This window comes from Coleofasciculus sp. FACHB-1120 (genome assembly GCF_014698845.1).
Lineage (GTDB): Bacteria > Cyanobacteriota > Cyanobacteriia > Cyanobacteriales > FACHB-T130 > FACHB-T130.
Genome location: NZ_JACJTV010000002.1, coordinates 314,805 through 329,148, shown reverse-complemented (window position 1 = coordinate 329,148; position 14,344 = coordinate 314,805). Strand labels below are relative to the sequence as shown.

Genomic DNA, 14,344 nt, shown 5'->3' with positions numbered 1-14,344 from the left:
TGAGTGTTTAAATACATTGATGACGAGTTTTGTCATTGTTTGACAATTTTTAATCCTGTTGTTTAGTAAAGTCTTGCCACAGGGTTAACTACCTGAGAACGGGAAATTTGTATCAGTAAGTAAAGGAAAAACGTGGATCAGCTCATGGACAACAGGAGTGTGAATGATAATCAACAATTACAGGGAACGCTAAAGGGGGCAGAAACCTCTCCTGGCCCGCGATGGTTGGTAGAGGAGCGAGATGCCTGTGGCGTCGGCTTCATTGCCAATCCGCAGGGAACCCCAGAGCATGAATTAGTCGAGAAGTCCTTGTCTGCCCTGAGTTGCTTAGAACACCGGGGCGGTTGTAGTGCTGACCAGGATTCTGGGGATGGAGCCGGTTTGATGACCGCCATTCCGTGGGAACTGCTGGGAGAATGGTTGGCGACTCAAGGCATAGAAATGCCCCCAACTCAGCAGACAGGGGTTGCAATGGTATTTCTACCCCAAGATACCGAAGCCGCCAGCAGAGCCAAGGACATTGTTCAGAAAACTCTCGAGCAGGAAGAATTAACTGTCTTGGGATGGCGAGAGGTGCCGGTACAGCCCCAGGTGCTAGGGGTACAGGCGAAAGAGAACCAGCCACGAATCGAGCAGCTGATCTGTACCTCGACCCATTTGCAGGGAGATGAACTGGAACGAAAGTTGTATTTGGCTCGCTGCCGTATCAGCAAGGCACTCAAGGCCAATAGCGACCTCGATCTAGAATGGTCGGAAGATTTTTACGTCTGTTCGTTCTCTAGCCGCACCATCGTTTATAAGGGCATGGTGCGCTCCGCCGTGCTGGGAGAATTTTATACAGATTTAAAAAATCCAGTTTATAAGAGCGCCTTTGCGGTCTATCACCGCCGCTTCAGCACCAACACGCTGCCCAAATGGCCTCTGGCTCAGCCAATGCGGCTTTTGGGGCACAACGGCGAGATTAATACGCTGTTGGGGAATATTAACTGGATGATGGCGCGAGAGGCAGAGCTGAAGCACCCGCTTTGGGGAGAACGCATCAACGACCTCAAGCCACTCGTTCATCTCGATAATAGCGACTCGGCAACTCTTGACAACGTACTAGAGTTGCTGGTATGCACGGGTCGGAGTCCCCTGGAAGCCTTGACGATTATGGTGCCAGAGGCGTACCAAAATCAGCCGGAATTGTTGGAGCGTCCAGAAATTGTTAATTTTTATGAATACTACAACGGGCTTCAGGAACCTTGGGATGGCCCAGCACTGCTAGTATTCAGCGACGGGAAAAAAGTAGGGGCGACCCTCGACCGCAACGGTCTGCGACCGGCTCGATACAGCATCACGCGGGATGGCTACGTCGTCGTCGCTTCCGAAGCCGGTGTGGTCGATTTGCCCGAAGCAGAGATTCTGGAAAAAGGTCGCTTGGGGCCAGGTCAAATGATCGCCGTTGACCTGGAAACCCACGAAGTTCAAAAAAATTGGGAGATTAAGGAACGGATTGCGGCTACCCATCCTTATGGAGAGTGGCTAGCGTCTCACCGACAAAATCTGGCAGCGGAGCCTTTTGCACCAGAACCAAAGCTGGATAGCCAAACCTTGCTGCGCCAGCAAATTGCCTTTGGCTACACCACCGAAGATGTGGAAATGGTCATTGAGGAAATGGCGTCTTCTGGGAAAGAACCGACGTTTTGCATGGGAGATGACATTCCCCTCGCAGTGCTGTCACAAAAGCCGCATTTGCTTTATGACTATTTCAAGCAGCGCTTCGCCCAGGTGACAAATCCGCCCATTGATCCGCTGCGCGAAGGCATGGTGATGTCGCTGTCGGTTTCTCTGGGTAAGCGGGGAAATCTCTTGGAAGTGAAACCAGAGTATGCCCGGTTGCTGAAGTTAGAGTCTCCGGTTCTGAATGAAGCCCAACTAGAGCAAATCTGCGCTTCCTCTTTCCAGACAGAGCAGTTCTCAACGCTGTTTGAAATTGAGAAAGGGCCAGAAGGTTTAGAGGCAGCAGTTAGAAGCTTATGCGAAGCAGCGGCACAAGCAGTCCGGGCTGGGAAAGAGATAATTATTTTAAGCGATCGCATCGCCACTGGTATCAGTGCTGAATCTAGCTATATTCCACCGCTCTTAGCTGTAGGGGCAGTACACCACCACTTGATCCAGCAGGGTCTGCGGACGAGGGCATCTCTAATTGTCGATACCGCTCAGTGTTGGAGTACGCACCACTTTGGTTGTCTAATTGGCTACGGTGCTTCTGCGGTTTGTCCTTATCTGTCTCTGGAAACCGTGCGTCATTGGTGGAGCGACAGTAAGACGCAAAATATGATGCAGCGGGGCAGAATCAAGAGTATCAGCTTAGAGCAGGCACAAAAAAATTACTGCAAAGCCGTAGAAGCTGGATTGTTGAAAATTCTCTCAAAAATGGGGATTTCTCTGCTATCTAGCTATCAAGGGGCACAAATTTTTGAGGCAATTGGGATTGGAGGAGATTTACTGAAGCTCGGCTTTGCTGGAACGGCGTCGCGCTTGGGTGGCTTGAGTGTGGCAGAACTAGCCCAAGAAGTAATGTCCTTCCATTCGGCGGCTTTCCCAGAAGTGCCGCGCAAAAAGCTGGAGAACTGTGGCTTTGTGCAGTACCGTCCAGGGGGCGAGTACCACATGAACAGTCCGGAAGTTGCCAAGTCGCTGCATCAAGCGGTGAAGAACCCGCAGTACGACCACTACGAAGTGTATCAAAAGCACTTGCAAGGGCGACCCGTAACGGCGCTTAGGGATTTGCTGGATCTGGAGAGCGATCGCCCCTCTATTCCACTGGAAGAAGTAGAGCCAGTCGAGGAAATTTTCAAGCGTTTCGCCACGGGTGGGATGTCTTTAGGGGCGTTGTCGCGGGAAGCGCACGAAACCCTGGCGATCGCCATGAACCGCATCGGCGGTAAATCCAACTCTGGTGAAGGCGGCGAAGACCCGGTTCGTTACAAAGTCCTCGATGATGTCGATGAAATGGGTCATTCCCAGGTATTGCCACATCTGAAAGGGTTAAGGAATGGGGATACGGCTTCTTCTTCGATTAAGCAGGTCGCTAGCGGTCGTTTTGGCGTCACCCCTGAGTACCTAATGAGCGCCAAGCAAATTGAAATCAAAATCGCCCAAGGTGCCAAGCCGGGAGAAGGCGGTCAGCTACCGGGGACAAAAGTTAGCCCCTACATCGCCATGCTGCGCCGTTCCAAGCCTGGGGTAACATTGATTTCGCCGCCGCCACACCACGATATCTATTCAATTGAAGATTTGGCGCAGTTAATTTTTGACCTGCACCAAATTAACCCGAAAGCGGGGGTATCGGTGAAGCTGGTGGCAGAAGTCGGCATTGGTACGGTTGCGGCTGGGGTCGCCAAAGCAAATGCCGATGTTATCCAGATATCCGGTCACGATGGGGGCACAGGCGCTTCTCCACTCAGTTCGATTAAGCACGCCGGAAGCCCTTGGGAACTGGGGTTAACCGAAGTACATCGCGTCCTGATGGAAAACAGCTTGCGCGATCGCGTGATTCTGCGAGTAGATGGTGGCTTTAAGAGCGGCTGGGATGTCGTCATCGCCGCTTTAATGGGCGGAGAAGAATACGGCTTCGGCTCCATTGCCATGATTGCCGAAGGCTGCATTATGGCGCGGATTTGCCACACGAATAACTGCCCCGTAGGCGTGGCTTCTCAGCAAGAAAACTTGCGGAAGCGCTTCCCCGGAATGCCAGAACACGTCGTCAACTTCTTCTACTTTGCAGCAGAAGAAGTGCGGAGTCTCTTGGCTCGGTTAGGATATCGGTCGCTCAACGACATCATTGGTCGAGCCGACCTCTTGAAGGTGCGCCCAACAGAACTCACTAAGACACAAGCGCTGAATCTAGATTGCCTTATTCGTCTTCCTGATACCCGTGAAGACCGTTCCTGGCTGGTTCACGACGCAGTTCATAGCAATGGTCCCGTTTTAGATGACCAACTGCTTAATGACCCGGAAGTTCAGGATGCGATCGCAAACCAGTCGAGCGTGACCAAAACTGTAACCGTGGTGAATACAGACCGGACGATTGGGGCAAGGATTGCGGGAGCGATCGCGTCTCAATATGGCAACACCGGCTGGAGTGGCAGTATTACCCTCAACTTCCAAGGCAGTGTGGGTCAAAGTTTTGGTGCCTTCAACCTCCCTGGCATCACCCTCAACCTAGAAGGCGAAGCAAATGACTACGTAGGCAAGGGGATGCATGGTGGCGAAATTGTTATCAAGCCGCCCCAATCAGCCACCTACGATCCTGCCCAGAACGTTATTGTCGGCAACACCTGTCTCTACGGTGCCACGGGCGGCATCATGCTTGCCAATGGTCAAGCCGGTGAGCGCTTTGCCGTTCGCAATTCCAAGGGCATGGCAGTAATCGAAGGTGCAGGCGACCACTGTTGCGAATACATGACTGGCGGCGTGATTGTCGTCTTGGGCAGAGTAGGGCGCAATGTGGGAGCTGGGATGACCGGGGGTTTAGCTTACTTCCTAGATGAAGATGGCAGCTTTACATCCAAGGTAAATCCAGAAATTGTCAAGCTGCAACGAGTCAGGACCCCTGCCGGTGAGCAACAACTCAAAGAGCTAATTGAGCTGCACGCCGAACGTGCAGGTAGCCAGAAGGCGAAAGATATCTTAGCCAACTGGGCTGAGTCTCTAGCCAAATTCTGGCAGGTCGTGCCTCCCTCCGAGGCTGATTCTCCAGAAGCCAATCCTGAAGCAACACCCGAAAAGGTGCTTAGCTCGGTGCAATAAGCACTAAAAAGTGAAGGGGAACCATCGAGTTCCCCTTACCAGCATCATAGAGAAGAAATTTTCTCTATAAATTCTATAAATGCCTGCTATATCGTACAGATTAGCGGTAATCTATATCGTACAGATTAGCGGTAATCAGAGTGATGAGTGAAAATAAATTTCTTGAATTCAAAACTCACCACTCAAAATTTTAAATTTTTTCCTAATCTCCAGCCACTCTGTATCGGGCCTGAAAAGAGGAAATATTATCTTCCCTTATTCAGTTTTGGATTAGCCGGTTGAGCTTTCGGAGGAGCTGATTTAGCAGCAGATGCTAACTTAACTTCTTTGTCTTGCATCTCCATCAGTTCAGGAACCGTGACAAACCTGTAGCCACGCTTTTTGTATTCGGTGATTAGTTGGGGTAAAGCCCGCACCGTATGGTCGCGATTGCCGCCGCCGTCGTGCATCAGGACAATTCCACCTGGTGTGATTCCTGCTAGCGCGTGCTTGAGGAATATTGGCACCGAAGGGCGGCTATAGTCTCTCGAGTCAGAAGACCACATTACAACCGCGTAGTTCTTCTTATGGGCGTAGGCGGCTAATCCATTGTTAAGATGACCTCCGGGTGGACGAAATAGAGTTGTCTTGATGCCTGTAGCTTGATAAATCATGTCGGATGTACGGTCAATTTCACTGGAAGCTCCAGCTTCGTTGAAGCGCTGGTAAGGGTGGCTCCAAGTGTGATTTCCAATCGCGTGACCATCCACGCCAACCTGCCGCGCCAAATGGGGAAAATTTTTCACGTTCTTCCCCACCATAAAGAACGTTGCTTTAATGTTATTCTTCTTAAGAATTTCCAGCACTTCCAACGTGCTTTTAGGCCAAGGGCCGTCATCAAATGTCAGGGCGATGACTTTCTCTTTGCTGCTGAGTGTTACTTCCTGAAAGGTTTTCCCTTGAAACTGCTTAGGTACAGAAAGCATCAGGCGTCTGTCTTGTGCTTCCTGTTCTAATCGAGAAAATACCTTGACAAATGCCTCATCTCGCTGCGCCTTTAAAGCTTGGATATCAATGCCACTTTTTTCGGGGGTGTGATGCCCCATTTTTTCAGTAGCGGATAGAAGAATTTCTGGATCGCTACCTTGTTGGTTTACTGGCAACATGAGACCAGTTATAAAACTACTAGCAGCCGCAGCCAGAGCAATTAATGTTGTTTTTTCCCGCCAGAGAAATCTGTCATACTTTGCCACGTTAAGTCCCCTCCACTCCTCCTTTCACCCGGGCGGCAATTCATCTTCCGCCACTTCCAGACACCATACTTCCCGAAAATTCTTCTCGAAAATTTTTCACAGCTAGCGGCGCGACTCGCGAGAGCATGACTGTGCTAGCTAGAGGACGTGCGTCTGCTGTCCTTTGTTCGTCTCTAGAGTCCCTGTCTAGAGCGCTAAAGGCTAAAAACTATATCATTTATCGTTAAATTGCTTATTTTTTGAACAGGGCAGTGAAGTCTGCCCTGTTGCAGGTTACAGCAGAATACTGACCAACCGGAAGTTAATCCGGGGAAGAAAGTTAGTTTTTACAGTCCTTGATATTTTTGTGAAACCGTGAATTCGGAAAGCAGCCGCTAGACAGGCACAGACAGCTTTTGCTGATAAAGGCTGACAATTTGTGCAGTGACTTCGGCAATGCTCAGACCGTCGGTTTGGATCTCAATGGCATCGGCTGCCTTTCGCAGGGGTGCCAAGGCACGGGTACTGTCGCGAGTATCGCGTTCTTGAATATCCCGCTCCAACTGATCTAAACTGACCTCTGGCTGAGCTTGGTTTTTCAGGTCTTGCTGACGGCGTTGCGCCCGTGCTTGAGCGGAGGCGGTTAAAAAGATTTTGAGTTCCGCGTCCGGAAAAACGTGGGAGCCGATGTCACGTCCTTCGGCGACGACGCCTCCTTTTACGCCCCAGCGCTGCTGTTGTTTTACGAGTTCTCGACGGACATAGGGCTGGGCAGCGATCGCGGATACTTGAGCTGTGACTTCTCGCGAGCGAATTGCCTGGGTGACTTCACGGTCATGAATCCAAACCCGCACTGGCGTCTGGAGGTCGTCACTGGTGCTTAGCTGAATCTGAGAACTGCTCGCTAATTCGGCGATCGCAGGTTCATCTTTGACGCTGGTTCCTGATTCCAGAACCAGCCAAGTCAGGGCGCGGTACATCGCCCCTGTGTCTAAATAAAGTAGTCCTAAAGACTGGGCAACCGTGCGGGCTACGGTTGATTTTCCGGCTCCGGCAGGGCCATCAATCGCCAGAATCGGCTGGCGATCGCGCAGGGTTACATTATCAATCAAGCGGGTTGTTCCCAGTCGCGCCGCGATGCTTAACAGTCCCGCCTCGTCAACTTTTTCTAATGGCATGAGAGTTGTTGGATGAACCAGTTCAATATACTCGATCTGTACCTCTGGGACGAGGGCAAATTCCTTTTGAGCTGCCTCAATGAGAACAATGCGATCGCGATCGCCCGATTTAAATTTCTTCTGCGCTTCCCGTAAGCCGCGATACAAGACAGATGCCTGCTCTTTCTGCTCAGCACTCAGATACTGATTGCGGGACGAGAGTGCCAGTCCTGACGCTTCCCTGACGATGGAACACCCGACAATCTCTACCGGCAAATTGAGATCCGCCACCAGACGGCGAATAATTGCCACTTGTTGGGCATCTTTTTCGCCAAAATAAGCATGAGTCGGCTGTACTAGGTTCAATAGTTTTGTTACCACTGTCGCCACTCCCTGAAAGTGTCCGGGACGAGAGCGACCGCACAACAATGAGGTCATAGACTCTGGTGGAACGACCTGAGTTAAGTCTTTGGAAATGGGTAATGGGGAATCGGGAGCAGGTGTAAGCGTATTTTCCCCATTCCTCATTCCGTACATTTCTTCAGCGGTGGGGGCAAAAATCGCATCTACCCCAGCTTGTTCGCACAATTGCCAATCCTGCTCTAGCCGACGAGGATATTGTTGAAAATCCTCTGTTGGACCAAACTGTAACGGATTGACAAAGATGCTGACGATGACCCGATCGTTCTCGCGTCGAGCGTGTTGGATTAAGCTAAGATGCCCTGCGTGCAATGCTCCCATTGTCGGTACAAAACCGATTCTCAAGCGATGCCGGTATAAATCCAAGTAGCAGTGCAATCCAGCAGTTGTCGTAAACAGGCGCACCAAACCCCCCTTTTTTGGTTGTTAGTGGTTAGTAGTTAGTTTTCGAGTAATTAACTACTAACCACTAACACTACTCTCTGCCCAGTAGTCTATCTCCAGAAAAGGGGATTCGGTGGTTTAGTTAAAGAGGGCATTCAATGCCAAGAGTCTGGGATTAACCTCTTTCTGGCTAAAAGTATCTTTCTGGCTACAAGTTAGTTTTCATCCACTGCTACCTTCTGCGGTTTGCCTAAAATTTCTACCCGCACTGGTGCCACACCACTGCTGATCATCCCTAGAACTCTAGCCGCACCGGCTGATACGTCAATAATCCGACCCCGAATAAATGGCCCCCGATCGTTGATTCGCACGACGACAGAACGCCCGTTGTTCGTGTTAGTCACGCGCACTTGGGTGCCGAAAGGTAAGGTACGGTGAGCCGCGGTCATTGCATTCTCATTGAATCTTTCACCGCTGGCACTTTGAGTGCCATTGCCAGCGTAACCATACCAGGATGCCATGCCCTTAATCTCGGAGAGGACTGGTCTGTAGGCAATAGCGTTTGATGGTTGTTGGACGATGCGCGATCGCTCGTTAGCGACTCTGGAGGAGCGAGGGCGATTGGCAATTTGGCGAGGCTTGGGCTTAGCTACGGGCACACCTGCAATCTTCCGTAGTGGCGGCGCATTCCCCATTAGGCGTCTCAGTCGATTGGTTGCTTGTAAGGCATCGACGGCAACGTTGCGAGTGGTGTCAGGTAGTCTTGTTTTTCCATTTACCTGCACCAGTTCCTCGCCATTCACTTTAATGCTGTAGTTGCTCTTATCACCATTCCAAACGACTGCGATCGCTTTAGCATCCACTTGCTCTCGGCTCAACTGATTCAGCTTCGCAGCAACAGCAGTGGCTCGCCAAACTGGATCGTCCTGAGAAGTGTTAGCAGCCGCTTGGTTTGACCTTGGCTGACGAGAGTTTGAATTTCTCCGGGTTTCTCCTACTTTTGTGCTTTCTGCGGGAGCTAGACGGGAGCCGAGAAAGGTTAAGACTGGGATACTGCGGACATAGAGTGTTGCTGCCTGATACCCGTTTAACTCATGGGGAAGAATTTTAGCAACAAGCGCCCGATCCATTGCGCTTGGACAAGGTTTTACTAAGCAACGGATTGCGGTTTGAGACTGGTATTCTCCCAATTTGACACCGTTAGTTGGCTGAAGGTTTGACGGTGTTGCGGCAGGTAAGGGCGAGACTGCTTGCCGAAGGTCGTTTTTAGTTACCTTTCTCGATTGGTTTGTCTGTTGCGCCTGAGAAACCCGGGATTCGGAAGCTTGGTTAACCCCCTTGATTGACTCCGCATAACTGGATGTAGTCGTACCCAGGAGGGCAGTCGTTAAAAGGGTTGCAAACATTCCGAAAAAAAATCTTTGATTCATAAGTCCTTAGTGAAAAGTACTGGGGGGTCGAGCGTAGAGCCAAATGCTAGCGGTAGTGCCAGACGGCTTCATTTGCCCAATCGATAACTCGTACTCGTTCTGTGTTCACCCTGGTCTGTGGAACTGCAACAGACTACCATGAAGTTTTTGAAAAGGGGATCGGGGATTTCCACTAGGAAGCAACAACTTTATCAGACCTTTACATAGGAATTCCCGAAAAAATACGGTTATGATGTTGAGGTCAATAGGGTTTAAGAAAAAAATTAGGTTTCCGGAACTTTATCAGAGATTTATAAACGGCTGAGCCAGTTTGTGGATAATTGGTTACTCAGTAGGGGCACGAGATTGCTCAATACGAGATTGCTCAAGCGGACAAAATTGCGATCGCTGTCCCATCTGTCGCCTTAGCCAAGTAAAATACGTCTCTTGATCGCTGCTGAACAGGTTTGAATTCATGGATTATCGAGACGCCGGTGTAGATGTTGAGGCGGGGCGGAGTTTTGTAGAGAAGATCCGCAGTTTGGTGCAAAGTACGCACCGCTCAGAAGTATTAGGTGGATTGGGCGGCTTTAGCGGTTGGTTTCAGTTGCCAACTGGATACAAAGAGCCGGTTTTGGTTTCAGGGACGGATGGAGTGGGCACCAAGCTAAAACTCGCCCATCAGCTCAACTTTCACCACACCGTCGGAATTGATCTTGTAGCAATGTGCGTCAACGATGTGTTGACGTGTGGCGCAGAACCGTTATTTTTTCTAGATTATTTAGCAACAGGGCAACTAAATCCAGAGCAGCTGACTCAGGTGGTTGATGGCATCGCTGCGGGATGTCGTGAGTCGGGGTGTGCCCTACTGGGAGGAGAAACCGCAGAAATGCCGGGTTTTTACCAACTAGGCGAGTATGACTTGGCGGGTTTTTGTGTGGGGATTGTAGAAAAGAGCCAGATATTGGATGGTTCTTTGGTGCAAGAGGGAGATGTGGCGATCGCTCTTGCCAGTCAAGGGATTCACAGCAATGGTTTTAGTCTGGTGCGGAAGATTGTCGAACGTAGCGGCGTTGACTTGCACGCCTCCCCAACAGCGGTCAGGGGGGAAGGCTTTGCGCCCTTAGACGGTAAGAATTTTGGGGAAGTTTTATTAACTCCCACCCGGATTTACGTCAAACCCGTTTTAGCGGCACGGAAGGCTGGGCTTGATATTCATAGCATGGCTCACATCACGGGTGGCGGCTTGCCAGAAAACTTACCTCGCTGTATTGGTGCCGATTTATCTATCCAGCTCGATCTTAAATCGTGGGTGATTCCGCCTATTTTTAACTGGCTGGCTGATGCTGGTGAAGTCAAACCCGCCGATATGTTTAATACCTTCAATATGGGGATCGGTTTTGTAGTCCTCGTGCCCCCAGACCAAGCCGACCGAACCATTAACTGGTTTGAATCCCAGAATATCCCCGCCTATGCCATCGGCAAAGCGATCGCTGGTAGTGGGGGTCTGATCGGAATCCCAGATTAAAAAGGCGGCACCCGGATTTGAACCGGGGGATAAAGGTTTTGCAGACCTCTGCCTTACCACTTGGCTATGCCGCCGCGTTTGCAGATTCTTAGTATACCAAAGTTTTTTCCGGGCGCATTGACTCTGTAGGAATTGAAAGGTGAGTCGCTGTATTCAAAGCAGATTCGGGTTGTCTGATGTGATGAGGATCACAGACACGGGGTTCCTAGATCGCAAGTCTTTGATGATCTGAAACGGTAATCTAGTACGAATCGCCAAATGTAAGTGTATTTACGGAGTGGTTGACGCTTGCCTCCGGCTGGGGACGTTCGTCAGCTTTGGTTGTACCCAAGGGAAAAATCTCCGTCGTTCTAGCAAAAAAAGCTACTGAACTGTACTAACTTACTTACTAAGGATTTTTTGAGCAGCTACCAGAATACCTTTTCATTACAGAAACTATGACTCAAGCCAACCCGCTTCTGATTGCTCAAATTACAGACATTCACTTGTTCGCAGATACCAAAAAGGAATTGCTAGGGCTTCCTACTGCCAAGTCTTTTGATGTGGTTTTAGAGCAATTGCAAAGAATGCGCCCTCAGCCAGATTTGCTACTGCTGACAGGAGATTTGTCCCAAGATGGTAAGCCGCAATCTTACACGCGGTTGGCAGAACTGCTGAGTCCTCTAGGAATTCCGACTTACTGGCTACCAGGCAACCATGACCAACCATTGGTCATGCAAGAAGTATTAAATGAAGCTCCAATTTGTCCGGAGAAATCATTTGAAGCGGGAGGGTGGCAGTTTTTATTGCTCAATTCTCACGTACCGGGTTGCGTACATGGCAAACTCTCTTCAGAAAGCTTAGCTTGGCTAGACCATCAGCTACAGCGTGCAGATAAACGTCCTACCCTAATTGCTTTACACCATCCTCCTTTTGTGGTTGATTCCGATTGGCTGGATGGCAGTTCATTACAAAATTCAGAGGAACTGTTTGCTGTCATCGATCGCCATTCTCAGGTGCGGTTGGTTGTTTTTGGTCATATTCATCAAGAATTTTATCGGCGGCGTGGTGAGGTTCATTACTTGGGTAGTCCCTCTACTTCAATTCAGTTTGAACCTCACAGTCACCAGTTTTCTTTAGATGAGGAAGCGCCAGGATTTCGTTTATTTAATCTGTATCCAGATGGCAGGATTGAAACTAGGGTGGAACGGGTTGCTTACGCACATGAGTTAGATTTGGCAGCGAGTGGTTATTAGGGTGGAAGTTGGCATTTTTAAAAACCCGTTTTCTTGAAGAGAACGGTTTTTTTTGGATTCGATCGCGCTTTCGGGCGATATTTTTACCTACAACAGTTGCGCGATCGCATCCAACATGGGTAAAAACACTGAGCCGTTGTTTGTTGAGAGGGAGATATCCTTTGAGTCAAGGGTTACATCCCACCTCTACTCCCCCATTACTCATGACCCCACCAAATTTTTGGGAATCAATCACTAAGACAGCAACAAATCTTGGAGAAGCTGTCGGCAACACTGCATCGCAAGCAACTCAAGCCGCAGCAGAAACAGCGACAGGGTTTGGGGGAGCTGTTAGTAGTGCTGTATCACAAGCGAGTAAAGCAGTAACAGAAACGGCTATGGCGGTTGGAAAAACCACCAGAAAGCCAGCGAGTTCACCCCAAACATCTGAGGACGATCGCTTAGCCTTTTATGGTGTGCTTTTTGCAGTTGCAGCAGCAGATGGCTCAATTGATCCAGAGGAGTTGAACCTAATTTTACATACTCCCGATCTGGATAATATGTCTGAATCTACAAAGCGTCAGGTGCAGTCTTATGCTATTTTTCCTCCTACTTTAGAAGACTCTTTAAAAAAACTGTCTAAGGCAGATGATACGCTTCGCTTTGGTTTAATGTTCTATATTCTGAACCTTGTTTGGGTGGATAAGGTTCTTAACCCTGGTGAAGCAAAAGCAATCAAGCTAGCTCAAGCAGAACTGAAAATCACAGATGAGCAGGTGCAAGCTATACAGGCATTTGTTCAGAAGATGGGAGAGATTCGAGAACGTGGATTAAATGATGATTATGCAGTTAATGCCATGAAAGAAGCAACTTCAGTTCTCGTAAAAGCAGGTATTCCCGTCACCCCCTTCTCTTCATCAGAAACAGCAAATACCCAGACAAGTTTTGAAACTACTTATTCAGATGATCTGTTTTGGGAAAAGCTTGGAAATTTTGCAGTGCAAGCTGGAAAAAATGTTGTTGAAAACGCTTTAATTCTTTTCTATGCTGCTGAGCATCCAAACACTCCAACTAACCAAAAACTAATTGTATATGGAGCATTAGCTTACTTAATATTGCCCGTAGATGCTGTTCCTGATTTTCTTCCTGCTGTAGGATTTGGGGATGATATAGGTTCCTTAACGACTGCCCTAGGTATGATTGTTTGGAATATCAACTCTGAAGTAAAAGAAGCTGCAAAGCAGAAAATGCAAGAGTGGTTCGCCAAGGATTAATAAAATTAGTTGATAAGATTAATAATAAAGCGATCGCTTCCTATGTGACAAGAAGCGATCGCTTTATTATTAATCTTCAGTGATAAAGGCACGCAACTAGCACTTACTACTAGACTTCACAAAGACGAGCGATATTTCAAAAGCTGATAGATAAAGCGATTTTGAGCGATTTTGCACGCCTTTATTCGCTAGCTTGCCAATGCACGAAAGGACGCCCAGATGCCACGGTTTTAGAAACAATCTTGGTATAGCCAGGAACCCAATCGAGATTCACTCGAAAATAGACTTTACCATTGCGAAACTCGAAGCTATAAGAGTGTAAATCTGGAGAACTTGCTAGACCGACACAGGAGGCATAAGCTTCTTGCAGTGGAGCTTCATATTCCACAAAGGTATTGCTTGAAGACGAAATTTTCCCATTACTAGCGATCGCTTTCGTGTCAGCGACAACTGTGTGATCGGCGGCACCTTCAGAAGGCAGCAAAACTGTCCAAATTCCGACTGATGCGGGACACGTTCCTGATTGCCGTTCTACAGTTAATTGCTGGTTGGGTTGTTCTGAAGACATATCGGATGCTGGCTGAGCTAACGTCGAAGTAGATGTATTCAGCAGCAGTGCAGACAAAATTCCTAAAGTGGTGGCGAATTGTACGGGTTGAAAAGGGGCAATTTTGGAGAAGAGTTTTTGGGGAATTAAAGTCGTTAGTGCCATTTGAAGTGCCTGCCAGCGTCTCAAGTGAAGAGCCTCTATAAATAGGATCGCTTGGCGCAGGCGCGATCGCCCTCCTACAGATGGTTAACCCGATCGGGTGATAGCTCCGTATTTTTTCGGAAATAGGAAGGATAAATCTTGAAGCCTAGATGGTGAATCAGGGGACAAATTCATCATTTTTAATTCTGCCTTTGGAAGATTCATTCTTCTGACTGCTGCCTTTGGCTTTCAACCCAAC

At 48.9% G+C, this 14,344-nt stretch carries 9 protein-coding genes and 1 tRNA gene; 4 read left to right on the top strand and 6 right to left on the bottom strand.

Annotated features, from left to right (window positions below):
* The first annotated feature begins 144 nt into the window (after positions 1-144).
* The gene (locus H6H02_RS03580) at positions 145-4,797 is read left to right on the top strand and encodes a glutamate synthase-related protein (RefSeq protein ID WP_190814712.1); all 4,653 of its coding nucleotides are present in this window, start codon (positions 145-147) and stop codon (positions 4,795-4,797) included.
* A 245-nt stretch (positions 4,798-5,042) separates the two neighbouring features.
* Here H6H02_RS03580 and H6H02_RS03575 read toward each other — a convergent pair whose 3' ends face one another.
* The 4 genes from H6H02_RS03575 to H6H02_RS27510 form a co-directional block, all read right to left on the bottom strand.
* Positions 5,043-6,029, bottom strand: coding sequence for a polysaccharide deacetylase family protein (locus tag H6H02_RS03575; protein ID WP_347342560.1), 987 nt, complete (start codon positions 6,027-6,029; stop codon positions 5,043-5,045).
* A gap of 374 nt (positions 6,030-6,403) precedes the next feature.
* The gene (locus H6H02_RS03570) at positions 6,404-7,990 is read right to left on the bottom strand and encodes a bifunctional pantoate--beta-alanine ligase/(d)CMP kinase (RefSeq protein WP_190814710.1); all 1,587 of its coding nucleotides are present in this window, start codon (positions 7,988-7,990) and stop codon (positions 6,404-6,406) included.
* 194 nt (positions 7,991-8,184) lie between these two features.
* Positions 8,185-9,399, bottom strand: coding sequence for a septal ring lytic transglycosylase RlpA family protein (locus H6H02_RS03565; RefSeq protein WP_190814708.1), 1,215 nt, complete (start codon positions 9,397-9,399; stop codon positions 8,185-8,187).
* A 324-nt stretch (positions 9,400-9,723) separates the two neighbouring features.
* Positions 9,724-9,855: a hypothetical protein gene (locus tag H6H02_RS27510; protein WP_277922507.1), complete on the bottom strand. Its 132-nt coding sequence runs from the start codon at positions 9,853-9,855 to the stop codon at positions 9,724-9,726.
* Between H6H02_RS27510 and purM the strand changes: the two genes are divergently transcribed.
* A complete protein-coding gene (gene purM / locus H6H02_RS03560) occupies positions 9,854-10,906 on the top strand; it encodes a phosphoribosylformylglycinamidine cyclo-ligase (protein WP_190814706.1) in 1,053 nt (350 codons plus the stop codon). The two genes, H6H02_RS27510 and purM, sit on opposite strands and share 2 nt — an antisense overlap.
* Positions 10,907-10,908: 2 nt before the next feature.
* Here purM and H6H02_RS03555 read toward each other — a convergent pair.
* Positions 10,909-10,980 (bottom strand) — tRNA-Cys (locus H6H02_RS03555).
* Between the two features lie 363 nt (positions 10,981-11,343).
* Here H6H02_RS03555 and cpdA point away from each other — a divergent pair.
* Together cpdA and H6H02_RS26965 are read left to right on the top strand one after the other, a co-directional pair.
* On the top strand, positions 11,344-12,141 hold the full coding sequence (gene cpdA / locus H6H02_RS03550; protein ID WP_190814703.1) for a 3',5'-cyclic-AMP phosphodiesterase: 798 nt from the start codon (positions 11,344-11,346) through the stop codon (positions 12,139-12,141).
* Between the two features lie 8 nt (positions 12,142-12,149).
* Complete coding sequence (locus H6H02_RS26965; RefSeq protein ID WP_242040544.1) at positions 12,150-13,394, top strand: DUF1232 domain-containing protein; 1,245 nt, start codon at positions 12,150-12,152, stop codon at positions 13,392-13,394.
* Positions 13,395-13,575: 181 nt separating this feature from the next.
* Here the strand turns inward: H6H02_RS26965 and H6H02_RS03540 are convergent, their stop codons facing one another.
* Positions 13,576-14,106 (bottom strand): hypothetical protein, encoded by a 531-nt coding sequence (locus tag H6H02_RS03540; protein ID WP_190814701.1) that lies wholly within the window; start codon positions 14,104-14,106, stop codon positions 13,576-13,578.
* Positions 14,107-14,344 lie beyond the last annotated feature (238 nt).

Bases quoted from the DNA above. Each gene is read 5' to 3' on its own strand.
- H6H02_RS03580 (WP_190814712.1), top strand. From the start codon at position 145: ATGGACAACAGGAGTGTGAATGATAATCAACAATTACAGGGAACGCTA.
- H6H02_RS03565 (WP_190814708.1), bottom strand. From the start codon at position 9,399: ATGAATCAAAGATTTTTTTTCGGAATGTTTGCAACCCTTTTAACGACT.
- purM (WP_190814706.1), top strand. From the start codon at position 9,854: ATGGATTATCGAGACGCCGGTGTAGATGTTGAGGCGGGGCGGAGTTTT.
- H6H02_RS27510 (WP_277922507.1), bottom strand. From the start codon at position 9,855: ATGAATTCAAACCTGTTCAGCAGCGATCAAGAGACGTATTTTACTTGG.
- cpdA (WP_190814703.1), top strand. From the start codon at position 11,344: ATGACTCAAGCCAACCCGCTTCTGATTGCTCAAATTACAGACATTCAC.
- H6H02_RS03540 (WP_190814701.1), bottom strand. From the start codon at position 14,106: ATGGCACTAACGACTTTAATTCCCCAAAAACTCTTCTCCAAAATTGCC.